The organism is Ruegeria sp. O11, from assembly GCF_056535285.1.
In genome coordinates, this window is sequence record NZ_JBQERS010000001.1 from 642,931 (window position 1) to 665,888 (window position 22,958).

Below are 22,958 nucleotides of genomic sequence, written 5' to 3' on the forward strand. Positions count from 1 at the left end.
TGCAGTAGGGGACAGCTATGAAATTTCTCGATCTTGCAAAGGTCTACATCCGGTCCGGGGCCGGAGGTGGCGGCTGCGTCAGCTTTCGACGCGAAAAGTACATCGAATACGGCGGACCCGATGGCGGGGACGGCGGTAAGGGCGGTTCGGTATGGGCCGAGGTCGTAGACGGACTAAACACCCTGATCGACTTCCGTTACCAGCAGCACTTCTTCGCCAAGAACGGTCAACCCGGGCGCGGTCAGCAGCGTACTGGCAAGGATGGTGATGACATCATCCTACGTGTGCCTGTCGGAACCGAGATTCTCGATGAAGACGAAGAGACCGTAATCTGCGACCTGACGGAAGTTGGTCAGCGGGTCCTGTTAGCCAAAGGTGGCAACGGCGGGTTCGGTAACCTGCATTTCAAATCAGCCACCAATCAGGCTCCACGCCGTGCCAATCCAGGGCAGGCGGGGATTGATCGCACGATTTGGTTACGGCTGAAGCTGATCGCGGATGTGGGTCTGCTTGGGATGCCCAATGCGGGCAAGTCAACCTTTCTGGCCGCAACATCAAACGCTCGGCCCAAAATCGCTGACTATCCCTTTACTACGCTGCACCCAAATCTGGGCGTTGTCGGCGTAGATAACGTGGAATTCGTCGTCGCAGACATCCCCGGCCTGATCGAAGGCGCGCACGAAGGGCGTGGGATTGGGGATCGCTTCCTCGGCCATGTCGAACGCTGCGCCGTTCTGCTGCATCTGGTCGATGGCACGTCCGAAACCGTCGCCGAAGATTACCGCACCATCATTCACGAACTTGAGGCCTATGGCGGCGAGCTTGCGAACAAGCCGCGTATCACCGTTCTGAACAAGGTTGACGCTCTGGATGAGGAAGAACTTGAGCTTACCAAGGAAGAGCTCGAGCAATCCGTGGGCGGCCCGGTTATGACGATGTCTGGTGTTGCACATCTGGGTGTAACAGAAGTGCTGCGCGCTTTGCGGACACAGATTGATAAAAACCGCCTGCGGCAAAAACCCACCGAGGAGGCAGAGCCTTGGCAACCCTGACCGCCGCAAACCGCATGGTGGTCAAGATTGGGTCCGCCTTGCTGGTGGATCGGAATACCGGCCAGTTGCGATTGGAGTGGTTGCAATCGCTCGCACAGGATGTGGCATGGCTAAAAGGGCAGGGGGCAGATGTCATCCTGGTATCTTCAGGCTCGATCGCGCTTGGGCGTGGAGTTCTTGGATTGCCAATGCAGACGCTGCCGTTAGAGCAATCTCAGGCCGCGGCTGCTGTCGGTCAAATCCGATTGGCGCGCGCGTATGAGGAAGTATTAACGCCACATGACATCAAGACCGCGCAGGTTTTGGTGACGCTAGAGGACAGTGCAGATCGGCGGCGATACCTGAACTCTCGTGCGACGCTTGAGACATTACTTGGGTTAGGTGTTGTGCCTATCGTTAACGAAAATGACACAGTGGCGACCGATGAAATTCGGTATGGCGACAATGACCGGTTGGCTGCACAGATCGCCGTGACGGTCGGCGCAGATCAATTGATTTTGTTGTCAGACGTTGACGGGTTCTATACTGGCAACCCGATCGAAGATACCACCGCAACTCGATACGATGTGATCGACCAGATCACGCCCGAGATCGAGGCCATGGCCGGTGATGCGGGATCGGGGCTGTCTAAAGGCGGAATGAAAACCAAGCTTCTCGCCGCCAAGATGGCAACGGCTGCCGGCTGCACCATGGCAATAACTGAAGGGTCAACATTGAACCCGCTGAAAGCGCTGGAAAACGGCGCGAATTGCACTTGGTTTACAGCAACACTTGATCCGCATGCTGCCCGGAAACGCTGGATATCGGCCATGAAACCGCGTGGTGAGATCATGATCGATGATGGTGCAGTTACAGCTCTGACAAACGGTAAAAGCCTTCTTCCTGTTGGAATTGTTGAAGTGACCGGCGAATTTGGACGCGGTGACCCAGTTACGATCCTAGACCCAGCAGCGCGACCACTGGCGCAAGGCCTCAGCCGCTATACCGCGCAAGAGGCCGACGCGATCAAAGGGCGCAAGTCCTCTGAAATCGAAACCACACTAGGCTATCCGGGCCGCGCAGTGTTAATCCATCGCGATGATCTGGCGCTTTGATAGAATAGAGAGAACCACCTGAAAGGCTTACGAGATGAAAGACTTCGACAGTATTCCCAGCCTGATGGAAGACCTCGGCAAACGCGCGAAATTGGCTTCGCGCGAACTGACATTTGCCAGCGCCGAACGAAAGCACGCGGCGTTGATCGCGGCTGCAGATGCCGTATGGAACAATCGCAATGATATCATTGAGGCCAACAAGAAAGATTTGGAGTTTGGTCGCGAGAAGGGCCTAAGCCCCGCGATGATGGACCGCCTGATGCTGGATGAGGCGCGCGTTCAAGGTATGGTTGACGGCTTGCGAACCGTGGCTGAACAGGCCGATCCGGTGGGTGAGGTTCTGGCCGAATGGGACATGGCCTCGGGTCTGAACATTCAGCGTGTACGCACGCCTTTGGGTGTGATCGGAGTGATCTATGAAAGCCGCCCCAATGTGACGGCGGATGCGGGTGCGCTATGCCTGAAGTCGGGCAATGCAGTAATCCTGCGCGGCGGGTCCGAGAGTTTTCATTCGTCAACCGCTATTCATGCCTGTTTGGTCGAAGGACTGAAGGCCGCCAACCTGCCCGAAGATGCAATCCAACTGATACCGACCCGTGATCGTTCCGCAGTGCAAGAGCTGCTAACGATGACAGATTACGTTGACGTCATTGTCCCGCGCGGCGGCAAAGGTTTGGTCGGTCTTGTGCAGCGCGAGGCGCGCGTGCCGGTCTTTGCCCATCTTGAAGGCATTGTTCATATCTATGTCGATAAGGCTGCAGACCCTCAGAAGACGCTGGATGTGGTATTGAATGCCAAGACGCGGCGCACTGGCATCTGTGGTGCTGCGGAGTGTTTGTTGGTGCATCAGGACGTGGCGGAAACGCTTGGGCGTGACGTCATTGCGGCGCTTCAAGCGGCGGGTGTCGAGGTTCATGCACAAGGCATCTTGGCCAATGATCGCACTATTGCCGCAACTGATGAGGATTGGGGCAAGGAGTTTTTGGATAGCATCATCGCAGCCAAGCCTGTTGCTGACATCAATGCTGCGATCGATCATATCAATACGTATGGTTCCAGCCATACAGATTGCATCATGACCGAGAACACTGCTGCTGCAGCGCATTTCTTTGAACGCCTCGATAGCGCTATTCTGATGCACAACGCCTCAACCCAGTTTGCCGACGGTGGCGAGTTCGGAATGGGCGCCGAGATCGGCATCGCCACGGGCAAGATGCATGCGCGCGGACCTGTCGGGGCAGCTCAGTTGACCAGCTTTAAATATCTTGTGCGTGGAAACGGAACGACGAGGGCTTAGAATCGCAGTTTCACCTGGGTTGTGGTCGTTTCTACCGCAACCCGACGCCCTATCGCAGCGGCGGTATCGGGCAACAGTGCAAATTGAACATGTGCCGGACTGACTTTGCTGGCAAAACAGCCGGTTGAAACCCCTTTCCACAAATCGGGGTCGAGGTTCAGTTTGTCGGCTGTTCCTGTCACAGTCCACGCATCACCCCGAGTTTCGATCTCCACCTCACCACCAAACGGCATCGCGCTTTCGCAGCACATCACGGCGAGGAAGGCGAGTTTAACCTGATTGCGCGGCGCGGGTTCGGTCAGGTTCCATGTGATCCGAACCCGGCTCGCCTTTTCCAGATCCTTCAGCAGTTCAATTACCTCAGTTCTTCCCAGCGGTTGATCACTGGCTGCCCCAAAGGCCACGCGAAAGAACCGGATGCGCGCGCCCGCACTTCCGACGCTGCCGGAAATCAGCTCCATCTCGGGACCCTGGACTGCGCCAACCATCTCCAACAGTTCAAGCCCGTTGGTGATTGCCCCAATTGGGCTGATCAGATCATGACAGATCCGAGAGCCGATCAATTCGGCCAGGTTGACGTCTAAACCGCGCATGCGTACCTCCTGCTGCATCTGCCTCAGGACCCGGAGCCCAATATGACAGATCTGAATGCCATTCTTGCACCGGGCATGTATGTCCGCCACCCCGATTTCCCCGATTGGGGCGTTGGACAGGTGCAGTCCAATATCGGGGGCAAGATCACCGTAAACTTTCGCGAGCAGGGGAAAGTGGTAATCGACGGGACACGCATAGCCCTGATGCCGGTCTTTGATCCGTGAAACTGGTTTAGGAAAGGTTAACAACTCAGGCGAAACGCGGGCTTGTTGCCTTTCGCAATGCAATCGCGCTATCAGCGCGCAATCACAAATAGCGGACCAATCATTGATGCCGGATAAAGGCCCCTCATTCACCGTAAAACTTGCTGAAACCGAGGCTGAACAACGCGCAGCCCAGCGTCTGCGTTACGACGTCTTTGTGCGTGAACTCGGCGGCGGTGGTGAGATGGTGGACCATGAGTCCAGGCTCGAGAAAGACCGGTTCGACCCGCATTTCGATCATATGCTGGCCATTGATGATTCAACGGGCGAGGTTATCGGCGTCTATCGATTGCTTCCCGGTGAGCGAGCGGCCGAATTGGGGCAGTTCTATTCCGAGGATGAATATGACCTCACCGTTTTAAAGCAAAGCGGTCGCAAATTGTTGGAACTTGGGCGCTCGTGCGTGCATCCGGATTACCGCGGTGGCACCGCGATGTATCACCTGTGGAATGGGCTGGCGGCCTACGTCACGGCGCGCAAAATCGAAGTTCTGTTCGGCGTCGCAAGCTTTCATGGCACCGATGTCCAGAAACTGTCACAGCCGCTATCGATGCTGCATCACAATCATCTAGCCCCACCGGATCTACGGGTCCGGGCACAGCCGGGCGTGTTTCAGCCCATGGACCTACTGCCGGCCGATGCCCTGGATCGTCGTGCTGCCATAGTTCAGGTACCATCCCTGATCAAGGCCTACCTCCGTCTGGGTGGTTTCGTCGGTGAGGGAGCTTTTATCGATCATGCCTTCAATACAACCGATGTGTGCTTGATACTCGACACCACCCGCATGAACGCGCGTCAGCGGCGCATTTACAGTGGAGCGTAACGAGGTGAGCGATCCCTCATGGCAGAGCGAAGACGAACCTGATCCGATCGAACTTGGTGTTCTTGGCTGGATATTGGTGTTCTTGCGCGGCGTCCCTCTGGCGGTGCTAGTTTTTGGGGGCCTGATCGTTCTGCTGTCGATACGCTTGATCGAACGTCCATTATGTGGCGTTCAGCGACCAGTTACACCTTTCATCAGTCAATTTGTCTGCCGCAACGCGTTCAGGATCCTCGGGATAGGATTTCATAGCTCTGGTGAGTTGATGCGGAAACGTGGCGCTGTGGTCGCAAATCACACGTCGTGGCTGGACATTTTTGCGCTGAATGCCCGCAAACGCGTGTACTTTGTCTCGAAAGCCGAGGTGGCGAAATGGCCGGGGATCGGATGGTTGGCACAAGCAACCGGTACGGTATTCATTGAGCGAAATCGCCAAAAAGCTCGCGAACAGACCCGCATATTCGAAGAGCGCCTTAAAGCCGGGCATAAGCTATTGTTCTTCCCAGAGGGCACTTCGACAGATGGTTTGCGAGTTTTGCCATTCAAAACAACGCTTTTCGCTGCGTTCTTTACGGATGAGCTGCGTGAATTCATGTATGTCCAACCCGTCTCGGCCATTTTTCATGCGCCCAAAGGGCAGCCTGCGCGTTTTTACGGTTGGTGGGGTGACATGGATTTCGGGCCGCATCTGCTCAAGACGTTGGGCGCGCGACGACAAGGTTGGGTGGAATTAATATATCATGAGCCCGCCAAGGTCAGCGATTTTGAAAACCGTAAAGCTCTGGCAGCACATTGCGAACAGGCCGTGCGGCACGCTCACAGCTTGGCGCGGCTTGAAAAATAAGGGCATTTGGCCCTTGCACTGTCTCAAATCCTGTCATATACGCGCGCCATTCAAACCCGCAGGCGGGGTTTGGGTCATTTGAGGGAGACATCCTTATCTGGCCCGCCGGTTGGAGCATCCGCTTCTTTCACCCCCGCCGAGGCGTAAACCGGAAAAGGAAAATAGCATGGCTCTTCCCGAGTTCTCCATGCGTCAGCTGTTGGAAGCTGGCGTTCACTTTGGTCACCAGACACAGCGTTGGAATCCCCGCATGGGCCCGTTCATCTACGGCTCGCGCAATGGTATCCACATCATGGACCTGACCCAGACTGTTCCGATGCTGGATCAGGCTCTGCAGGCAGTTCGTGACACCGTCGCAAAAGGTGGCCGCGTTCTGTTCGTAGGCACCAAGCGTCAGGCCGCTGGCCCGATCGCGGAAGCCGCTGAAAAGTCGGCTCAGTACTACATGAACCACCGCTGGCTGGGCGGCACACTGACCAACTGGAAAACTGTTTCCCAGTCGATCAACCGTCTGAACCAGATCGACGAAGCGATGGAAGCGGGTGCCGAAGGCCTGACCAAGAAAGAGCGTCTGGGCATGGAACGTGACCAGGGCAAACTGCAGGCATCGCTGGGCGGTATCCGCGAGATGGGCGGCGTTCCTGATCTGCTGTTCGTCATCGACGTCAAGAAAGAAGCGCTGGCAATCGCCGAAGCCAACAAACTGGGTATCCCGGTTGTGGCTGTTGTCGACACCAACTGCTCGCCCGACGGTGTTGACTACATCATCCCCGGCAACGACGACGCAGCGCGCGCAATTGCTCTGTACTGCGACCTGGCCGCACGCGCCGCTCTGGACGGCATGACCGCTCAGATGGGTGCTGCAGGTGTTGATCTGGGTGCATTCGAAGAAGCTCCGGTTGAAGAAGCCGTTGCCGAAGAAGCACCCGCAGAAGAAGCCGCGCCGGAAGCCAAAGCCGAAGCGTAAGCTGCCCGTCACGTAAATGACATATGGGGCAGGGTAGACCTGCCCCAATTCCGTTTGAATTGAGGAGAGCCAAAAGATGGCAATCACAGCAGCAATGGTAAAAGAACTGCGCGACTCGACCGGCGCAGGCATGATGGACGCAAAAAAAGCACTGACCGAAACCGGCGGCAACATGGACGAAGCCGTTGACTGGCTGCGCACCAAGGGCTTGGCCAAAGCAGCCAAAAAATCGGGCCGTACCGCCGCCGAAGGTCTGGTGGCCGTTCACGTCAACGGCGGCAACGGTGTTGCAGTCGAAGTGAACTCGGAAACCGACTTCGTTGCGAAAAATGGCGAGTTTCAGGAAATGGTCGGCAAGATCACCTATGCAGCCGAAGGCGTCGACGATGTCGAAGCTCTGCTGGCTGCCGATCTGGGCGGCAAATCTGTTGCAGACACTCTAACCGACAAGATCGCCACCATCGGTGAGAACATGTCGGTACGCCGCATGTCCAAGCTGAGCGGTGACACTGTCGTGTCCTATGTCCACAATGCTGCAACCAGCGGCATGGGCAAAATCGGCGTTCTTGTTGCTCTGTCTGGCGGCGATGAAGCCTTCGGCAAGCAGGTTGCAATGCACATTGCAGCAGTGAACCCGGCGGCCTTGTCTGAGGCGGACATGGACCCGGAAGTTGTCGAGAAAGAGAAGCAGGTCCAGATGGACATCGCCCGCGAATCCGGCAAGCCGGAGCAGGTGATCGAAAAGATGATCGTCGGTCGTATGAAAAAATTCGTTGCCGAGTCGACTCTGCTGAACCAGGACTTCGTTGTGAATCCTGACCTGACCGTCGAAGCTGCGGCTAAAGAAGCGGGTGCAACCATCACCGGATTTGTCCGCATGGAAGTAGGCGAAGGCATCGTTGTCGAAAAAGAAGACTTCGCAGCCGAAGTTGCGAAGGCAGCTCAAGGCTAAAGATAAAATGCAGCCTCACCGAGGGGCTGCAATCCATAAAAGACCCGGTTGCGATGCAGCCGGGTTTTTTTGTGCTAGGCAGCTTTTCAATGCGCAGTAAACAACATCAAGGAAAAGAGGAGATTGAGGGGCCCTGCATGATGGGGATGGAAGGGCCCCTCAAAAATTCCGACAAAGCGACGCGGACGAATAGACGCCTCTATGTCAGAGCGATCAGAGAGCTTTGGTATTACAAAGATCCAATCAAAACGTTCCCTGGCTAAAGCCACCACTCACGGAACAATACCAATTTGCAATTTATGGGGGAGATTCGGAAAGTCATGTATTCCTTACCCTAGGTCAATTTGACGCAATGTAGCGTCAAGTCAGGGTCAAGCTTCCATTACAAACATCTGGTTATGCAAAGTCGCCTTAAGCACTGCCTGCGCTGTGGTTTCAACCGAAAGCGCCTCGCGCGCCAGCCTTAGGTGCTTTTCCACCGTCGCGGCCGTCAAACCCATAAGCAACGCGATGTCCTGAGTGGTCTTTCCATCCCCCACCCATTGAAGCGCCTCTCGTTGACGCTTAGTCAGAGCGCGGTTCGGAGCGTTGTACGGTAAGGTCAGAATTTTGAGATGAGCTACATTGTTCATCAGCAAAATATCCTCGCCGTGTTCCTGCCAGATCTCGTCCACTTCATCCTGATCATGCATTCGGGCCGCAAGTGAGATCGCGCCTTTGGTTCGCATCGAAACCGAGTTGAAGCTAACCGTATAACCCGATGTAAGACCCAAAGATTTGTTAAACTCATAAACCCTAAGTTCTTCGGGCGTCATAACACCGCTGGACATCATGTCATTGATCATGCTCCAGCTTGCCGCGCCCTCATGATCCAACGCCCATTTCAACATCGGAGCGTGAAAATACAATCCCGAGCGGAGGAACCCATCAAGGTAGTCTTTGCAGTGGTTGGACAGGATGACGAAATCTTCGGGGTCCCCCAACGAGGTCGCCGTGCGATACTGGGTGTAACCATACAGCAACCGATCAAATCCGAACTTTGCCATCTGGCGGCAGTGGGCATCCCACAGCTCTTCCAATGTCTTGGTATAGCTCAGAAAGTTCAGATAATCGTTGAGGTTCATCCAGTGCCCCCCTCAGCCAAATGGGCAGCAAGTGCATTCAGCGCAAGCACATAGCTATGTGCGCCGAATCCGCAAATCTGACCAATGGCAACTGGGGCGACGTATGATTTGTGTCGAAACACTTCGCGTGCGTGAATATTCGACAGATGAACCTCTACAACCGGAACTTCGGCGGAAGAAATCGCATCCATCAGCGCGACCGACGTATGGGTGTATCCACCCGCGTTCAAGACGATTCCATCCTGTTCGCCGCGTGCTGCGTGAATCGCATCAATCAATGCGCCTTCGTGGTTGGTTTGAATATGCGTGATCGTCTGATTCAGTGCCTGACCATGAGCAACACACAGGTCCTCAATCATCTTCAAGGTCGTTGATCCATAAACCTCGGGCTGCCGGGTCCCCAGCAGATTCAGGTTCGGACCATTCAGAACCAATATTTTTTGCATATTCAAACTGTCCCCATCTTCTTCTTTTTCATAAACCCGAAAATTTGAGGCGTCCAGCGACCATCGCCCCTTTGGCGCGAGTGGTTGTGTCGCATATTGGTAAGAATCTAAAGTTCTGAATGAATATCAGCTCATTTAGTTCCCATTGTGACCACAACTTTACCGAGAGTTTTGCGTTGATCCATCTTGGCGATCGCTTCCGCCGCACTTTCAAGTGGAAAGCGGGCGCTGATACGAGGGCAGATGGCACCGCTTCGATACATTTTGAACAGTTCACCCACATTCTGAGAATGCCCTTTCGGATCCCGAAACACTGACGCGCCCCAAAACACGCCGACGATTTGACATCCTTTGAGTAGCGTCAGGTTCAACGGAATGCTGGGAATGCCTGCTGGAAAACCGACGACCAGATATCGGCCTCCCCACGCCAAGCTGCGCAAGGCAGGTTCGGCGTAGTCCCCGCCAACGGCGTCATAGACCAAATCCACACCTTCGCCACCGGCCAGCGATTTGATTTCAGCAGACAGCGCCTTCTGCGCCGCTCGGTCCAGATCACGTGGATAAATCAGTGTTTTATCTGCACCGACTTTTTTGCAAAACTGTGCTTTTTCTTCGGACGAAACTGCCGCGATCACATGCGCGCCCATGGCTTTGGCAAGCTCTATCGCGGCAGAGCCAACGCCACCCGATGCGCCCAGCACAAGTACGGTTTCCCCCGAGAGCAGCTGTGCTCGATCTTTGAGCGCATGGTAAGACGTACCGTACGTGAAAATGAAACACGCAGCGTCTTCATATGGCATATCATCCGGGATTTTGATCGCCGTCGCTGGTCTGAGCGTCAGGTGCGTGGCGAACCCTCCATGTCCTGTCAGCGCCAGAACACGATCTCCTGGCAAGAATTCAACGACATCTTTGCCGACGCTGGTGATCTCACCTGCAATCTCGCCACCTGGGGCAAATGGACGAGGAGGCTTCATCTGGTAAAGGTCCCGGATCATCAGTGTATCCGGAAAGTTCACTCCGGCCGCGTGAATTCGCACCAATATCTCACCAGCCTTTGGCACGGGATCGGGCAGGGTGGTCAACTCCAATGTTTCTGGTCCGCCCGGTTTGACGCTGAGTAATGTTTGCATATGCCCCACTTGCCCCTTGCTTCGTTTGAATTGAAATCGTTGGATTACACGAACGTATTGTCAAGATGACCGCCGCTCTGGTTCTCAAACGATAGGCGCAAAGAGCAGATCACCTGAAAGGAGATTTCATGACGCCCGAGACATTGTTTTCACTCAACGGAAAAACTGCGCTGGTGACAGGTGGGGCCACGGGTATTGGCCGGATGGCAGCCGAGGCGCTTGTTCGTGCCGGTGCTCATGTTCTGATTGCCTCGCGCAAGGGTGATGCATGTGAACAGGTTGCGGCAGAGTTGAACGCGTTAGGCACCGCCGGATCTGCAGAAGGTTTCGCAGGCGATATCGGCAGCGAAGTGGGTATTGATGCATTAGTTGGTGAGGTCAACAAACGAACGCAATCTCTTGAAATATTAATGAATAATGCTGGTGTTACCTGGGGCGCACCGATGGGTCAGTTTCCCCACTCGGCGTGGGACAAAGTGATGTCCGTCAATGTCGCAGGTATATTCGATCTGACCCAAAAGCTACTACCGCTTTTAATGAAATCAGCCAGCGACGATGATCCAGCACGGGTCGTAAATATTGGATCGGTTATGGGCGAGGTCCCGATGGGTGACGGGGCCTACAGCTATTCCGCGTCAAAAGCCGCGGTGATTCACCTGTCAAAAATCATGGCCAAGGAACTTGCGCCGTATCGTGTCACAGTAAATGCTCTGGCGCCTGGGCCGTTCGTATCGCGCATGACCGCGTTTGCAACCGAAGATGAAAGTAAGCGTGAGCGTGTCGGCAAGGCGGTACCGTTGGGTCGCGTGGGTCGTGACGAAGATATCGCGGGCTGTATGTTGTTCCTGTGTGGCCGTGGTGGCAGCTACATCACGGGTGCGGTGTTGCCGGTATCCGGCGGTATCAACGTCCAGACAGGCGGTAACATCTTTGCCGACGCTCTTTAGCCCCAGATCCACCGCAGGTTTGGTAGATGAAAGAAACCGATAGTACATTAGATATCAACGCAGTTGAGACCTATCTTAACTCACATCTTGATGGGTTTTACGGCCCATTGAAGGCGACAAAGTTCACCGTAGGCCAATCCAACCCGACATATTTGCTCAGCACACCGCGTGAGGCATATGTTTTAAGGCGCAAGCCGCCCGGGGTTTTGCTGAAATCAGCCCATGCAGTGGATCGCGAGTTTCGCGTCATGAGCGCGCTTGCTGGCAGCAATGTGCCCGTGCCGAAAGTTCACCTGCTATGCGAAGATGACCGGGTGATAGGGTCGGCTTTTTACGTAATGGAATATCTGCAAGGGCGTACGTTTGTAGATCCGGTCATGAAGGGTGAAGACAACGACACACGTACGGGCGTGATTGATGAAATGAACCGCGTTCTGGCTGAGTTACACATGGTCGATATCGATGCAGTTGGTCTTTCGGATTATGGGCCACCTGGCAACTATTTCGAACGGCAAATTGCCCGCTGGACCAAGCAATATCGTGCTTCTGAGACCGAAACTATCCCAGACATGAACCAGTTGATTGCCGCGCTCGAGCATCAAGTTCCAGAGGATGACAACCAAAGGACGTTGGTGCACGGGGATTATCGCATCGACAATCTGATGTTTGAAACGAATGGCACGGGCTGCATCGGGGTCCTGGATTGGGAATTGTCGACCATCGGCCACCCATATGCGGATCTCGCGGCAGTTATCATGCAATGGCAGTTGCCTCCGGGAAAAGAGGGGCGCGGATTGGCGGGCGTAGACCGAGAAAACCTTGGCTTACCAACAGATCGCGCCTTTGTCGCAAACTATTGCGCACGTCGCGGCATTCCAGCGATCGAGAACTTTGGGTTTTACCTTGCTTTCAATTTCTTTCGAATGGCTGGAATTCTGCAAGGTGTTTACAAGCGCGCACTTGATGGAAATGCATCTGATCCGAAGCGGGCACAGGCATTTGGTGCCTATGTCCCAATCTTTGCCCAACATGGCTTGTCTGCTTTACGCAGCGAGGCGTAAGCGGGTTGACCCAAACGGAGTTGCCTCATGGGATTTAATCCGACCTCATTGGCCAATATTCGCAAATGGATGAACAAGTATGTGGACCAGCGCAAATATGCGGGCTGCGCGCTTCTGATCCGCCAGCACGGGAAAGAGGCGTTCTTTCATACTTGCGGGCGGCGTTGCATAGAGAACGACCTTCCCTTCCAACGTGATAGTTTGGTTCGGATATATTCGATGACAAAACCGGTGACCTCGGTTGCCCTTATGACTCTGGTCGAACAGGGATTGTTTCATCTCGGCGCTCCAGTTTCCGAGTTTCTGCCTGAATTTTCGTCCATGAGGGCCCTTATTCCGGACGCAACTAGTCTTGATCAGACTGAGGATGCGCCGTCACCGAGCTTGCATCAACTTTTGACCCATACCAGCGGGATGAGTTACCCGTTCAATCCCGGCCTGCTGCCCAAGGCGATGGACGATCTTGATCTGATCTTTTCACCACAACAGGGCCCTCTGTCAGAAAGGGTTATGCTGTTGGCGCAACTCCCGCTGGCCTTTCAACCGGGTGCGCGATGGGAATACTCGGTCGGGATAGATGTAATTGGGCGCGTGATCGAAGTGGTATCAGGCAAATCGCTCGACGTATTTCTGACTGAACATATCTTCGAGCCTTTGGGTATGAATGAAACCGCGTTCTCAGTGCCTAATGGGGCAGGGGACAGGTTTGCCTCACTCTACACCCCATTGGAAGGTGACGCGATGGCGCTGAACGCCGCAAAATCAGGCGGCGAAACACTCCGATTGGTGGATAATTTCGGGCAATCTCCATTCGAGGCGGCGACTACATTTTCCGGAGGCGGCGGGCTGATCAGTACGATCGACGACTTCAGTAAATTCGCCGAAATGTTGCGGAGCAAAGGAACAGGAAATGGCGCCAGAATCCTGGGGCCAAAGACGATGGAGTTTATGTTTCGCAATCACTTACCGGGCGACATTGCATCAATGGGGCCGCAAAGTTTCGCGGAACAACCCATGGACGGGACAGGTTTCGGTATCGGAGGAGCGGTGGTTCTGAATCCGGCACTTGCCAAATGCCCTGGTTCGGTTGGTGACTTCGGCTGGGGTGGTATGGCATCGACGTATTTCTGGGCCGATCCAGTCAATGATCTGACGACCGTATTCTTCACTCAGCTTTCGCCGTCCAGCTCCTGTCCATCGCGCGCCGAATTGAAGGCGCTTGTGCATGCAACGCTCGTTGAATGATCGGTTGTCGAATGATACCGGAAAAGTCTGGATGCAGGAGACCCCAAGATGACCGAAGCCGAACGTGTACTGCTTGATCTGCTGAATATCGAGAGGCTCGAAGTCGATCTATTCCGCGGCACCGGATCAGGTGGTGAAACGCCAACGCGCATCTTTGGCGGTCAAGTGATTGCACAGGCGCTTGCGGCAGCCTACCGGACGGTCGAAGATCGCCTGTGTCATTCGCTACATGCTTATTTCATCCGCCCCGGCGATCCATCCATTCCCGTTATATATCAAGTGGATCGCGCACGAGATGGAGGTTCATTTACGACCCGTCGCGTGGTTGCGATCCAGCATGGCAAACAGATCCTGAACATGTCCGCCTCATTCCACAAACAGGATGATGGGTGGGATCATCAGCATCCGATTCCCAATGTTGATGGTCCAGAACACCATCCATCGCGTGACGATCTGCGGCAAAAGTATCTTGGCCGTGTGCCGGACAAGCTAAAGTCAGAGTTTCTGCGCGAACGTCCCATCGAAGTGCGCGAAGTTGATCCTCTGGACCTGTTCACGCCCTCAAAGGCAGATGATAAGAACTATCTCTGGTTTCGCATGGGTGCGGCGAATGATGCAGACACGATTACGCAACATCTTCTCTTGGCCTATGCCTCGGATATGGGGCTGCTCACTTCCGGGATGAGGCCCCATGGGCTGAGTTGGTTTACTGGCGAAATCGATGGTGCCAGTCTGGACCATGCCATTTGGTTTCATGCACCCGTTATGTTTCAGAACTGGCATCTTTATTCCATGGAATCACCATGGACGGGGCAGGGGCGTAGCTTCAATCGCGGATCAATCTTTTCTCAGGATGGAAAGCTGGTTGCGTCAGTCGCGCAGGAAGGCCTGCTCAGGCGGCGTCGGTTACGTTAGATATCACCGATAAAGCGTTGATTAATCTTATTCATATTACTTAACCAGCCATCATAGTCTTCGATCTTCATGCGCATGTAATCAAAGACTTGCGGATGCGGAAGAACCAGAAAACGCTCGTCGGAAATTGCCTCAATACAGGATTGTGCAACCTCAGCAGGCTCAATTATTCCGTCGAACGCGGCAACAGAATCTTCGTATCCACGCATCATCTCTGACCGCACAGCTTGCGGACACAAAACAGAAACTCGGATGCCACGGTCGCGATATGTCAGAGCAATCCACTCAGCAAATCCTACGGCCGCGTGCTTGGTAACTCCATACGGCGCAGCGCCGGGTATGTTGAGCAGTCCAGCGGCAGATGCAGTAAACATCATGTAACCGCCACCACGCGCGACCATCCTTGGGATCAGATGCCGCGCAGCCCAGACATGCGACATTACGTTGATTTGCCAAATACGCTCCCAATCCGTGTCAGGTACGTCAAGCCCACCAAACGTTAGAATGCCAGCGTTGGCACAGAACAAATCAATCGGAGCAATGGTATCCTCGACCACATCGATCAGCTCTCGAATGTCGCTTTCTTTGGAAACATCACATCTGATTGCATCGCCACCGATTTTCTTGGCCACAACCTGCGCGCCAGTAAGATCGATATCCGCACAGACCACATGTGCGCCTTCCTTTGAAAACCGTTCTGCAAGACCTTGGCCGATGCCACTTGCTGCACCGGTGATGACAACGGTTTTTCCATTCAGATCCATCACGATATCCGTGTTCTACATTTCAAACACAGCGTAACATCTTGGGAAACCACAGCCAATGCGGATTAGCCAGCTATGGTTTATCCATCTTATTATTTACATAATACCGATTATACGATTAATCGATAAAGCTTTAATAAAAAGCCTGCAGACCTGTTTGCGCCCGTCCCAGGATCAATGCATGGACGTCATGTGTCCCCTCATAGGTATTGACGGTCTCCAGATTGATCATGTGGCGCACGACTTGGAATTCGAGCGATATCCCATTGCCGCCGTGCATATCACGCGCCATTCGAGCGATGTCCAACGCCTTACCGCAATTGTTGCGTTTGATAATCGAGATCATTTCAGGTGCAGCCTCGGCCTGATCCATCAAACGTCCGACACGCAAGCTTGCCTGCAAGCCGAGTGAGATTTCGGTTTGCATCTCTGCTAGTTTGCGCTGAAACAGTTGGGTCTGTGCCAGAGGGCGATTGAACTGCTTGCGATCTAATCCGTATTGGCGAGCTCCGTGCCAACAACATTCCGCCGCACCCATCGCACCCCAACTGATACCAAAGCGTGCGCGGTTCAAGCAGCCGAACGGGCCCTTTAGGCCTTGAACATGAGGCAGCAAGGCACCCTCGTCCACTTCAACACCATCCATGACGATTTCACCGGTGATCGAGGTTCGCAGACTCAACTTGTTTTCGATCTTCGGAGCGCTCAATCCCTTGGCACCTTTGTCCAACACAAATCCGCGGATCTTACCGTCATGCGCATCGGATTTGGCCCAGACCACAAAAACGTCGGCAATCGGCGCATTTGAGATCCACATCTTACTGCCGGTCAAGCGATAGCCACCATCAATCTTCTCGGCGCGGGTTTTCATTGCCGCCGGATCAGAACCCGCATCCGGTTCCGTCAGGCCAAAGCAGCCGATCCATTCTCCGCTGGCCAGTTTCGGCAGGTATTTGCGCCGCTGTTCCTCGCTGCCATAGGCATAGATTGGATACATCACCAACGAGCTTTGCACCGACATCATCGAACGATAGCCAGAATCCACACGTTCGACTTCGCGCGCTACCAGGCCATAGGTGACATAACCGGCACCAATTCCACCGTATTCCTCAGGAATTGTCGTGCCGAGTAGACCCATTTCACCCATCTCACGAAAGATTTCGGGGTCCGTTTCTTCGTTTTGGAAAGCCTGAGTAACGCGCGGCTGTAGTTTTTCTTGAGCATAAGCACGCGCGCTGTCGGCGATCAGGCGTTCATCCTCTTCCAACTGGTCAGACAGGCGGAATGGATCATCCCAGTTGAAACTGCCAAGTTCGGGCGCATCCTTCGCGCGCAGGACCGGTTTTGTATCTGGAGCATTCATTTTGTTTCTCCGGCAGGAATTGGTTTGTACAATCATAACCTGAGCTATTGTCAAAAAACAGCGAGACATTTGCATGGTTTCATGATCAAAACGCATAGATGAGACCGAACCGCCCTACTCTACCGCCCATATCTGCACTGCGCGCGCTTGAAGCTTTGGATCGACTTGGGTCAGCATCGGCAGTCGCTGATGAAATGGCTCTGACGCAAAGCGCTGTCAGCCGACAACTTCAGACACTAGAGGCGCATTTGGGCGCCGAGTTGGTTAGTCGTGATCGAAAGCGGCTATCACTCACAAAGGCGGGGCAAGACTACGTCCGGGAAATTCGGCCAGCCTTGTCGCAGATCGCACAGGCTGCATTGAAATTGCATGTTGCTCCGGCCGGTGGAACACTAAACTTGGCGATCCTGCCAACGTTCGGAATGCGTTGGCTGGTGCCGCGTCTTCCCGACTTTGCGCGGCTCCACCCTGATATTACGATCAACATGACCACGCGACTGAGGCCATTCAGCTTTGCATCCGAACCCTTTGATGCGGCATTACATTTTGGGGAGCCGGATTGGCCTGGAACCGATCGCTTGTTGTTGAGTATGGAGCGTGTTCTACCTGTTTGCGCGCCCGGTCTCTTACCGCAAGGCGCGCCAACCTCACCTCGAGACTTACTCAAACTGCCTTTGTTGCACATCCAGACCCGACCCCGTGCATGGCAAGACTGGTTTCGCCAAATGGGAATCGAACATCAGCACCCTCTACCCGGCACGGTCCACGACCAGTTCAACACGATCAATCAAGCTGCGTTGCATGGATTGGGTGTGGCGCTACTGCCGAACTATCTGGTCGAACAGGACCTGGCGACCGGCAAACTGATTGCGGCTTTCCCAAACGCAATTGAGGCTATGGGTGCCTATTATCTGGTTTGGCCGCGCGAAAAGTCCGACGACGACGCCCTGCGGCAGTTCAGACATTGGTTGGCGTCTCAAGCACAAACCGAAGAAGCGCTACCGCGTTAGCCCAACGCGTACCCTGCCCCACGAACCGTACGCACCGGATCTTCACCGCCGTGCTGTGTCAATGCTTTGCGCAAGCGACCAATATGGACATCAACGGTGCGTGTATCGACATAGATATCGCGCCCCCAAACACGGTCAAGCAATTGCTCGCGGCTCCAGACGCGGCCGGGTTTTTCCATGAATGTGCTCAGCAGCCGGAATTCAGTTGGTCCCAATTTCAAAGGCTTATCGTCTCGGCTGACCTTGTGGGTCTCGGAATCCAGAATGATATCATCGAACTCCAGTCGGATACCTACTGTCGCTGGCCTCACTCGCCGCAGTTGCGTCCGGACACGCGCCATCAATTCCACGATCGAGTACGGTTTGACCACATAATCATCCGCGCCCGTCTCAAGGCCGCGCACCTTGTCGACCTCCTCGGACCGGGCTGACAGCATGATGATCGGTATCGAGCGCGTGTCAGACCGCGATTTCAATCGACGACAGACCTCGATACCACTGAGATTGGGCATCATCCAATCGAGAACGATTATGTCAGGGCGATCTTCTTCGACCAGCAGTAAAGCTTCTTCCCCATTGGCAGCGCGTGATACGCGAAACCCTTCGGCATCCAGATTATAGGCCAGCACCTCTCGCTGAGCCAGCTCATCCTCAACCACCAGTACCGTCGGTTGATCAGCGGACATGTCGAAAGTCTCCTAGATCGTTTGAGACGTGTTATCAGCTTTGGGCCGGGCTTCGCTGGGCCGCTCACCCGTAACGAGATAGACAACCTGCTCGGCGATCGCTGTCACGTGGTCGCCCATCCGTTCGATGTTCTTTGCGATGAAATGCAGGTGCATGCAGGATGATATGTTGCGCGGGTCCTCAGCCATGAAGGTCAGGAACTCGCGGAACAAGCCGTTATACATTTGGTCCACTTCCTGATCGCGTTCGATTACGTCGGTGGCCAATTCTGCGTCTCGCTGGATGTAAGCATCCAGCGCATCTCGCAACATCAGTTCAACTTCGCGCGCCATGCGACGCAGCGCGGCGGCGCTGCCATTGATCTCGCCCGCATTGACCAGAACGGTGGTTCGCTTAGCGATGTTCTTGGAGTAATCGCCGATCCGTTCGAGGTTGGCTGAAACCTTGAGTACCGACAGAACCAATCGAAGATCACCTGCCGTGGGGGCACGCAACGCAATCAGCCGTGCGGTTTCTTCGTTGATCAATTCTTCCAGCGCATCGATGGCCTTATCGCCCTGTCGCACTTCCTGCGCCAATTCCTCGTCGCGGGTTTCCAGCGAACGGGCGGCGCCCATGATGGCGGCTTCGACCAAGCCACCCATCTTCATAATATGGGCTTGAATGGCCTCGAGATCCCGGTCGAACGCGGATGCAATATGTTGTTCGGTCATGTCTGAATACCTGTTCTCAGCCGATCCGGCCAGTAATGTAGCTTTCGGTCCGGGGGTCTTCGGGATTTGTAAATATCTGGCCGGTCTCACCAAATTCGACCAGATTGCCCAGGTGGAAAAACGCGGTCTTTTGGCTGACACGCGCGGCCTGCTGCATTGAGTGGGTAACAATCACCACCGAATACCGCTTACGCAGATCATCTATCAGTTCTTCGACCTGTGCCGTCGCAATCGGGTCTAGCGCCGAGCATGGCTCGTCCATCAGCAAAACCTCTGGTTCGGTCGCGACGGCGCGGGCGATACATAGGCGCTGCTGCTGGCCACCGGACAGGCCTGTTCCGGGCGCGTCCAGACGATCCTTCACCTCGTCCCAGATAGCACCGCGGCGCAGGGATTTCTCAACGATCTCATCCAGTTCCGCTTTGTTTTTCGCAAGGCCGTGGATGCGAGGACCATAAGCGACGTTGTCATAGATCGACTTTGGAAACGGGTTGGGCTTCTGGAACACCATGCCCACTTTGGCGCGCAGCTGCACAGGGTCGACCCGTTTGTCATAGATATCTTCACCATCCAACAGAATATCCCCGGTGACGCGGCAGATATCGATGGTGTCATTCATCCGGTTCAGGCAGCGCAGGAACGTGGACTTGCCGCAGCCCGAGGGGCCGATGAAGGCGGTAACCGTCTTGTCTTCGATCTCGACATTCACGTCCTTGATGGCATGGGTATCGCCATAGTGGACCTGAACATTATTCGCGGCGATCTTGATTGCTTTGGAGTCCACGGTTCTCTCCACTCGAGTCATATCGTTCATCATAGCCCCCTCTTACCAGCGGCGTTCAAAGCGGCGGCGCAAGATGACCGCAATGGTGTTCATTGTCACGAGGAAGATCAACAGAATGATGATGCCCCCCCATGCGCGTTCGTAAAAGGCCGGGTCAGCGCGTTTGGACCATTCATAGATCTGCGCAGGCATGGCCGAGTTCGGAGACAGGAACCCCGCAACGATTCCGTCCGGCGGGTTTGAAGCGATAAAGCCTACCATCCCGATCAGCAGCAACGGAGCCGTTTCCCCCAGCGCTTGTGCCAGGCCGATGATAGTACCTGTCAGGATGCCCGGCGCTGCCAGTGGCAGGACATGGTGGAACACTGCCTGCATTTTCGAGGCCCCTACCCCAAGCGCCGCATCTCGGATCGAAGGCGGCACCGCCTTAAGTGAAGCGCGGGTTGAGATGATGATCGTGGGCAGCGTCATCAGCGTTAGCACCAATCCACCCACCAGCGGGGCTGAGGTCGGCAAGTGCATGTAGTTGATGAACACCGCCAGTCCGAGGATACCAAACACGATGGACGGTACGGCTGCGAGGTTCGAGATGTTCACCTCGATGATATCGGTCAGCCGGTTTTGCGGCGCAAATTCCTCAAGATAGATTGAAGCGGCCACACCAATGGGCAATGCCAGCGCCAGCACCACGAACATCATGAACAGTGAGCCGAGCATGGATACACCGATCCCGGCCGCTTCGGGCCGTTGGTCAGAGGCGTCCGAGCCAAAGATGAAATCCGGGTTGAAGGCTTTGTACAAGATGCCCGCATCTCTCAGCTGGTCAACAAAGTCCAACTGCGCGACCGAGATGCTCTTGTCATTGGCAATAGACTCGCGCGTCACGCGACCTTTCATGTAACCATCGACACGGCTGTTGACCAGAAAGCGGAAGCTTACGGTTTTTCCAATCTCATCCGGATTGGCGATAACATAGTTCCTCAGTTCTGCTTGTGCGGCCTTCGACAGAATCTTACCCATTTCTTTGGGCTTCAGATCTGTTTGAATGCCAAGCTTTTGTACTTCGGATTCCAACGCCGAAGCGATCAATGGGGCGTAACCAAAGGTTGAGACCTTTTTGATATCCTCGATATTTCGATTACCCTTTTTGTCCAGCTTGTCTTCCTTCAGCTCGACATTCAGCTCTAGAAAGCTTTGTTGGAAAGCGCCAGTACCGGCGGTCACGATATTGGTCACCAGAACGATCAACATCAGCAGACCGATACCAATGGCGGCGATGCCATACAGTTTGAACCGCCCCTCAGCGGCATTGCGACGTTTAGTGCGTGCATCCTTATCAAACAGCGAACCTTTGGGTTTCGCAGCAGAAGAAGCGCCAGGGGATTGGGAAATATCGGTCATTCGTACTGCTCCCGGTATTTGCGTACGATGTAGAGGGCGAAGATATTCAGCCCCAGCGTGATGACGAACAGCGTGAGACCCAGTGCGAAGGCCACCAGCGTTTCAGGGCTTGCAAAGTCGGTATCGCCGGTCAGTTGGCTGACGATCCGGGTGGTGATGGTCGTCATCGCCTCAAAGGGATTGCCCGAGAATTTCGCAATCGCACCGGCCGCCATCACCACGATCATGGTCTCGCCAATGGCCCGACTGGCAGCCAATAGGATCGCACCGACGATCCCCGGCAGCGCTGCCGGCAAGACCACCTGACGCACAGTCTCGGACTTGGTTGCCCCCAACCCAAGCGAGCCGTCGCGCATCGACTGAGGCACCGCGTTAATGATGTCATCCGACAACGACGAGACGAACGGGATCAGCATGATGCCCATAACCAGACCTGCAGTCAGAACGGCGTTGGAACTTGCCATCCAGCCAAGCCCCAGTGCCCCGCCGTCCCCGAACAGGGACACCAGCGCCGGACCAACGGTCAACAAAGCAAATAAGCCGTAAACGATGGTTGGGATACCGGCGAGAATTTCAAGCAGCGGCTTGGCAATCGAACGGGTCGCTCCGGTCGCGTATTCCGACAGATATATCGCCGCAAAAAGGCCAATCGGCACCGCCACCAGCAGCGCGATAACCGAAATGTATAGCGTGCCCCACAGCAACGGCAGGATCGACAGCTCACTACCTCCACGGAAGTTCGGGGCCCATGTGCTGCCAAAGAAAAAGTCTTTCCATGAATGCAGTTGGAAGAAATTCATCGTCTCGAAAAGCATTGAAAGAACGATGCCTACGGTTGTCAGAATGGCGATAGAAGCGGCCAGAAGAAGCAGCGCCAGAATACCTTGCTCGACAACATTGCGGGCGCGGAATTCCCTGTGCGTGCGGATATATGCAAAGGCGGCTCCCAAAAACGCAACGACCAGCACCATGATCTGCATTGCGGTTGAACCGGTTGACGTCATGCTACGGTATTTTTGAGCGGCCAAAAGAATGGGCTTTGAGATGTCTTGGGTTAACACCTGACCTGCATCTTTCAGCGATTGTGTCAGTGCTTCGATATCTGCATCGGCGTTGCGCGCCTGCACCTCGGACAGCAGTCCAGACGCAATCGCGCCGTCTAACCCATAGGCGACGCGGCGAACTTCGCTCATGACCAGACCACGATCAGAGCCTTCGGCGATCGCAGTGTCCGGGATCATACCTGACACCGTGTTGTTCACAATCAATGGCTGCACCAGAAGCCACAGGATCAGCAATCCCAGCGCGGGGACAAGCGCGGTCAGCGCGACATTGTACCCATAATAGGATGGCAGGGAATGCAATGCGCGCGCATCACCCTCGGCGCTTGCCAAGGCGCGGGACCGGCCCGCGAAGTACCCAAGCACCGCCAAAGCAAGCAGGGTGAGCAAAATCCAGGATAACGCCATGTGAACTCCGTGG

Annotated in this window: 24 protein-coding genes; 13 read left to right on the forward strand and 11 right to left on the reverse strand. The window is 54.8% G+C overall.

The annotated features are described in order from the left end of the window. Window positions 1-17 precede the first annotated feature (17 nt). Genes obgE through ACRZ91_RS03225 form a run of 3 tightly spaced genes read left to right on the forward strand, consistent with a single transcriptional unit; the run spans window position 18 to window position 3,443 of the window. Window positions 18-1,052: a GTPase ObgE gene (obgE, locus tag ACRZ91_RS03215; protein ID WP_480902565.1), complete on the forward strand. Its 1,035-nt coding sequence runs from the start codon at window positions 18-20 to the stop codon at window positions 1,050-1,052. Further along, a complete protein-coding gene (gene proB, locus ACRZ91_RS03220) occupies window positions 1,040-2,146 on the forward strand; it encodes a glutamate 5-kinase (RefSeq protein ID WP_480902568.1) in 1,107 nt (368 codons plus the stop codon). The genes obgE and proB overlap by 13 nt, the downstream gene beginning before the upstream one ends. A 34-nt stretch (window positions 2,147-2,180) precedes the next feature. Beyond that, window positions 2,181-3,443: a glutamate-5-semialdehyde dehydrogenase gene (locus ACRZ91_RS03225; RefSeq protein ID WP_480902570.1), complete on the forward strand. Its 1,263-nt coding sequence runs from the start codon at window positions 2,181-2,183 to the stop codon at window positions 3,441-3,443. On the opposite strand, the gene ACRZ91_RS03230 is transcribed toward ACRZ91_RS03225, so the two are convergent. After that, window positions 3,440-4,036 carry a histidine phosphotransferase family protein gene (locus ACRZ91_RS03230; protein ID WP_480902573.1) on the reverse strand — a complete coding sequence of 199 codons (597 nt, stop codon included), beginning with the start codon at window positions 4,034-4,036 and terminating at the stop codon, window positions 3,440-3,442. The two genes, ACRZ91_RS03225 and ACRZ91_RS03230, sit on opposite strands and share 4 nt — an antisense overlap. A 42-nt stretch (window positions 4,037-4,078) precedes the next feature. Here ACRZ91_RS03230 and ACRZ91_RS03235 point away from each other — a divergent pair, with 42 nt between their 5' ends. The 5 genes from ACRZ91_RS03235 to tsf all read left to right on the forward strand — a co-directional run bounded on the left by ACRZ91_RS03235 (window position 4,079) and on the right by tsf (window position 7,883). After that, the gene (locus ACRZ91_RS03235; protein WP_010440107.1) at window positions 4,079-4,261 is read left to right on the forward strand and encodes a DUF3553 domain-containing protein; all 183 of its coding nucleotides are present in this window, start codon (window positions 4,079-4,081) and stop codon (window positions 4,259-4,261) included. Between the two features lie 106 nt (window positions 4,262-4,367). Further along, window positions 4,368-5,123 carry an L-ornithine N(alpha)-acyltransferase gene (gene olsB, locus ACRZ91_RS03240; protein WP_480902576.1) on the forward strand — a complete coding sequence of 252 codons (756 nt, stop codon included), beginning with the start codon at window positions 4,368-4,370 and terminating at the stop codon, window positions 5,121-5,123. Window positions 5,124-5,127: 4 nt separating this feature from the next. Then, window positions 5,128-5,964, forward strand: a complete 837-nt coding sequence (olsA, locus tag ACRZ91_RS03245; RefSeq protein WP_480902578.1) for a lyso-ornithine lipid O-acyltransferase — start codon at window positions 5,128-5,130, stop codon at window positions 5,962-5,964. A gap of 166 nt (window positions 5,965-6,130) precedes the next feature. Next, a complete protein-coding gene (gene rpsB, locus ACRZ91_RS03250; RefSeq protein WP_010440118.1) occupies window positions 6,131-6,931 on the forward strand; it encodes a 30S ribosomal protein S2 in 801 nt (266 codons plus the stop codon). A 76-nt stretch (window positions 6,932-7,007) separates the two neighbouring features. Then, window positions 7,008-7,883, forward strand: coding sequence for a translation elongation factor Ts (gene tsf, locus ACRZ91_RS03255; protein WP_170470213.1), 876 nt, complete (start codon window positions 7,008-7,010; stop codon window positions 7,881-7,883). Window positions 7,884-8,254: 371 nt separating this feature from the next. On the opposite strand, the gene ACRZ91_RS03260 is transcribed toward tsf, so the two are convergent. The 3 genes from ACRZ91_RS03260 to ACRZ91_RS03270 all read right to left on the reverse strand — a co-directional run bounded on the left by ACRZ91_RS03260 (window position 8,255) and on the right by ACRZ91_RS03270 (window position 10,586). Continuing rightward, window positions 8,255-9,007 carry an autoinducer binding domain-containing protein gene (locus tag ACRZ91_RS03260; protein ID WP_010440127.1) on the reverse strand — a complete coding sequence of 251 codons (753 nt, stop codon included), beginning with the start codon at window positions 9,005-9,007 and terminating at the stop codon, window positions 8,255-8,257. Continuing rightward, a complete protein-coding gene (aroQ, locus tag ACRZ91_RS03265; protein WP_010440129.1) occupies window positions 9,004-9,453 on the reverse strand; it encodes a type II 3-dehydroquinate dehydratase in 450 nt (149 codons plus the stop codon). The genes ACRZ91_RS03260 and aroQ overlap by 4 nt, the downstream gene beginning before the upstream one ends. A 131-nt stretch (window positions 9,454-9,584) precedes the next feature. After that, a complete protein-coding gene (locus tag ACRZ91_RS03270; protein ID WP_480902582.1) occupies window positions 9,585-10,586 on the reverse strand; it encodes an NADPH:quinone oxidoreductase family protein in 1,002 nt (333 codons plus the stop codon). A gap of 128 nt (window positions 10,587-10,714) precedes the next feature. On the opposite strand from ACRZ91_RS03270, the gene ACRZ91_RS03275 reads away from it, so the two are divergent. Genes ACRZ91_RS03275 through ACRZ91_RS03290 form a run of 4 tightly spaced genes read left to right on the forward strand, consistent with a single transcriptional unit; the run spans window position 10,715 to window position 14,754 of the window. Continuing rightward, complete coding sequence (locus ACRZ91_RS03275) at window positions 10,715-11,533, forward strand: SDR family NAD(P)-dependent oxidoreductase (protein WP_170470222.1); 819 nt, start codon at window positions 10,715-10,717, stop codon at window positions 11,531-11,533. A gap of 26 nt (window positions 11,534-11,559) precedes the next feature. After that, entirely contained in the window at window positions 11,560-12,594 is a 1,035-nt protein-coding gene (locus ACRZ91_RS03280; protein WP_480902584.1) for a phosphotransferase family protein, read from the forward strand. A 27-nt stretch (window positions 12,595-12,621) separates the two neighbouring features. Continuing rightward, window positions 12,622-13,839 carry a serine hydrolase domain-containing protein gene (locus ACRZ91_RS03285; protein ID WP_480902586.1) on the forward strand — a complete coding sequence of 406 codons (1,218 nt, stop codon included), beginning with the start codon at window positions 12,622-12,624 and terminating at the stop codon, window positions 13,837-13,839. 48 nt (window positions 13,840-13,887) lie between these two features. Further along, window positions 13,888-14,754 carry an acyl-CoA thioesterase gene (locus ACRZ91_RS03290; RefSeq protein WP_480902588.1) on the forward strand — a complete coding sequence of 289 codons (867 nt, stop codon included), beginning with the start codon at window positions 13,888-13,890 and terminating at the stop codon, window positions 14,752-14,754. Here the strand turns inward: ACRZ91_RS03290 and ACRZ91_RS03295 are convergent. Further along, on the reverse strand, window positions 14,751-15,518 hold the full coding sequence (locus tag ACRZ91_RS03295; RefSeq protein WP_480902590.1) for an SDR family oxidoreductase: 768 nt from the start codon (window positions 15,516-15,518) through the stop codon (window positions 14,751-14,753). The genes ACRZ91_RS03290 and ACRZ91_RS03295 overlap by 4 nt on opposite strands. 133 nt (window positions 15,519-15,651) lie before the next feature. Continuing rightward, window positions 15,652-16,881 (reverse strand): acyl-CoA dehydrogenase, encoded by a 1,230-nt coding sequence (locus ACRZ91_RS03300; RefSeq protein ID WP_480902593.1) that lies wholly within the window; start codon window positions 16,879-16,881, stop codon window positions 15,652-15,654. 98 nt (window positions 16,882-16,979) lie between these two features. Here ACRZ91_RS03300 and ACRZ91_RS03305 point away from each other — a divergent pair, with 98 nt between their 5' ends. After that, window positions 16,980-17,891 (forward strand): LysR substrate-binding domain-containing protein, encoded by a 912-nt coding sequence (locus ACRZ91_RS03305; protein ID WP_170778581.1) that lies wholly within the window; start codon window positions 16,980-16,982, stop codon window positions 17,889-17,891. Here the strand turns inward: ACRZ91_RS03305 and phoB are convergent. The 5 genes from phoB to pstC are packed head-to-tail and all read right to left on the reverse strand — an operon-like array spanning window position 17,888 to window position 22,945. Continuing rightward, the gene (phoB, locus tag ACRZ91_RS03310) at window positions 17,888-18,577 is read right to left on the reverse strand and encodes a phosphate regulon transcriptional regulator PhoB (RefSeq protein ID WP_010440149.1); all 690 of its coding nucleotides are present in this window, start codon (window positions 18,575-18,577) and stop codon (window positions 17,888-17,890) included. The genes ACRZ91_RS03305 and phoB overlap by 4 nt on opposite strands. Before the next feature lie 12 nt (window positions 18,578-18,589). Then, window positions 18,590-19,291: a phosphate signaling complex protein PhoU gene (gene phoU / locus ACRZ91_RS03315; RefSeq protein WP_010440152.1), complete on the reverse strand. Its 702-nt coding sequence runs from the start codon at window positions 19,289-19,291 to the stop codon at window positions 18,590-18,592. Window positions 19,292-19,307: 16 nt separating this feature from the next. Next, window positions 19,308-20,105 (reverse strand): phosphate ABC transporter ATP-binding protein PstB, encoded by a 798-nt coding sequence (pstB, locus tag ACRZ91_RS03320; RefSeq protein WP_010440155.1) that lies wholly within the window; start codon window positions 20,103-20,105, stop codon window positions 19,308-19,310. Between the two features lie 12 nt (window positions 20,106-20,117). After that, window positions 20,118-21,476 (reverse strand): phosphate ABC transporter permease PstA, encoded by a 1,359-nt coding sequence (gene pstA, locus ACRZ91_RS03325; RefSeq protein WP_170470249.1) that lies wholly within the window; start codon window positions 21,474-21,476, stop codon window positions 20,118-20,120. Continuing rightward, window positions 21,473-22,945 carry a phosphate ABC transporter permease subunit PstC gene (pstC, locus tag ACRZ91_RS03330; RefSeq protein ID WP_480454898.1) on the reverse strand — a complete coding sequence of 491 codons (1,473 nt, stop codon included), beginning with the start codon at window positions 22,943-22,945 and terminating at the stop codon, window positions 21,473-21,475. Before pstC ends, pstA begins: the two co-directional genes overlap by 4 nt. Between the last annotated feature and the right edge of the window lie 13 nt (window positions 22,946-22,958).

Excerpts from the sequence above, each read along its gene's own strand:
- ACRZ91_RS03230 (WP_480902573.1), bottom strand. The coding sequence starts at position 4,036 with ATGCGCGGTTTAGACGTCAACCTGGCCGAATTGATCGGCTCTCGGATC.
- ACRZ91_RS03290 (WP_480902588.1), top strand. The coding sequence starts at position 13,888 with ATGACCGAAGCCGAACGTGTACTGCTTGATCTGCTGAATATCGAGAGG.
- olsB (WP_480902576.1), top strand. The coding sequence starts at position 4,368 with ATGCCGGATAAAGGCCCCTCATTCACCGTAAAACTTGCTGAAACCGAG.
- pstC (WP_480454898.1), bottom strand. The coding sequence starts at position 22,945 with ATGGCGTTATCCTGGATTTTGCTCACCCTGCTTGCTTTGGCGGTGCTT.
- ACRZ91_RS03275 (WP_170470222.1), top strand. The coding sequence starts at position 10,715 with ATGACGCCCGAGACATTGTTTTCACTCAACGGAAAAACTGCGCTGGTG.
- ACRZ91_RS03260 (WP_010440127.1), bottom strand. The coding sequence starts at position 9,007 with ATGAACCTCAACGATTATCTGAACTTTCTGAGCTATACCAAGACATTG.
- ACRZ91_RS03280 (WP_480902584.1), top strand. The coding sequence starts at position 11,560 with ATGAAAGAAACCGATAGTACATTAGATATCAACGCAGTTGAGACCTAT.
- ACRZ91_RS03305 (WP_170778581.1), top strand. The coding sequence starts at position 16,980 with ATGAGACCGAACCGCCCTACTCTACCGCCCATATCTGCACTGCGCGCG.
- rpsB (WP_010440118.1), top strand. The coding sequence starts at position 6,131 with ATGGCTCTTCCCGAGTTCTCCATGCGTCAGCTGTTGGAAGCTGGCGTT.
- ACRZ91_RS03225 (WP_480902570.1), top strand. The coding sequence starts at position 2,181 with ATGAAAGACTTCGACAGTATTCCCAGCCTGATGGAAGACCTCGGCAAA.
- pstA (WP_170470249.1), bottom strand. The coding sequence starts at position 21,476 with ATGACCGATATTTCCCAATCCCCTGGCGCTTCTTCTGCTGCGAAACCC.
- phoB (WP_010440149.1), bottom strand. The coding sequence starts at position 18,577 with ATGTCCGCTGATCAACCGACGGTACTGGTGGTTGAGGATGAGCTGGCT.
- tsf (WP_170470213.1), top strand. The coding sequence starts at position 7,008 with ATGGCAATCACAGCAGCAATGGTAAAAGAACTGCGCGACTCGACCGGC.
- ACRZ91_RS03295 (WP_480902590.1), bottom strand. The coding sequence starts at position 15,518 with ATGGATCTGAATGGAAAAACCGTTGTCATCACCGGTGCAGCAAGTGGC.
- pstB (WP_010440155.1), bottom strand. The coding sequence starts at position 20,105 with ATGAACGATATGACTCGAGTGGAGAGAACCGTGGACTCCAAAGCAATC.
- ACRZ91_RS03300 (WP_480902593.1), bottom strand. The coding sequence starts at position 16,881 with ATGAATGCTCCAGATACAAAACCGGTCCTGCGCGCGAAGGATGCGCCC.
- aroQ (WP_010440129.1), bottom strand. The coding sequence starts at position 9,453 with ATGCAAAAAATATTGGTTCTGAATGGTCCGAACCTGAATCTGCTGGGG.
- ACRZ91_RS03270 (WP_480902582.1), bottom strand. The coding sequence starts at position 10,586 with ATGCAAACATTACTCAGCGTCAAACCGGGCGGACCAGAAACATTGGAG.
- phoU (WP_010440152.1), bottom strand. The coding sequence starts at position 19,291 with ATGACCGAACAACATATTGCATCCGCGTTCGACCGGGATCTCGAGGCC.
- obgE (WP_480902565.1), top strand. The coding sequence starts at position 18 with ATGAAATTTCTCGATCTTGCAAAGGTCTACATCCGGTCCGGGGCCGGA.
- ACRZ91_RS03235 (WP_010440107.1), top strand. The coding sequence starts at position 4,079 with ATGACAGATCTGAATGCCATTCTTGCACCGGGCATGTATGTCCGCCAC.
- ACRZ91_RS03285 (WP_480902586.1), top strand. The coding sequence starts at position 12,622 with ATGGGATTTAATCCGACCTCATTGGCCAATATTCGCAAATGGATGAAC.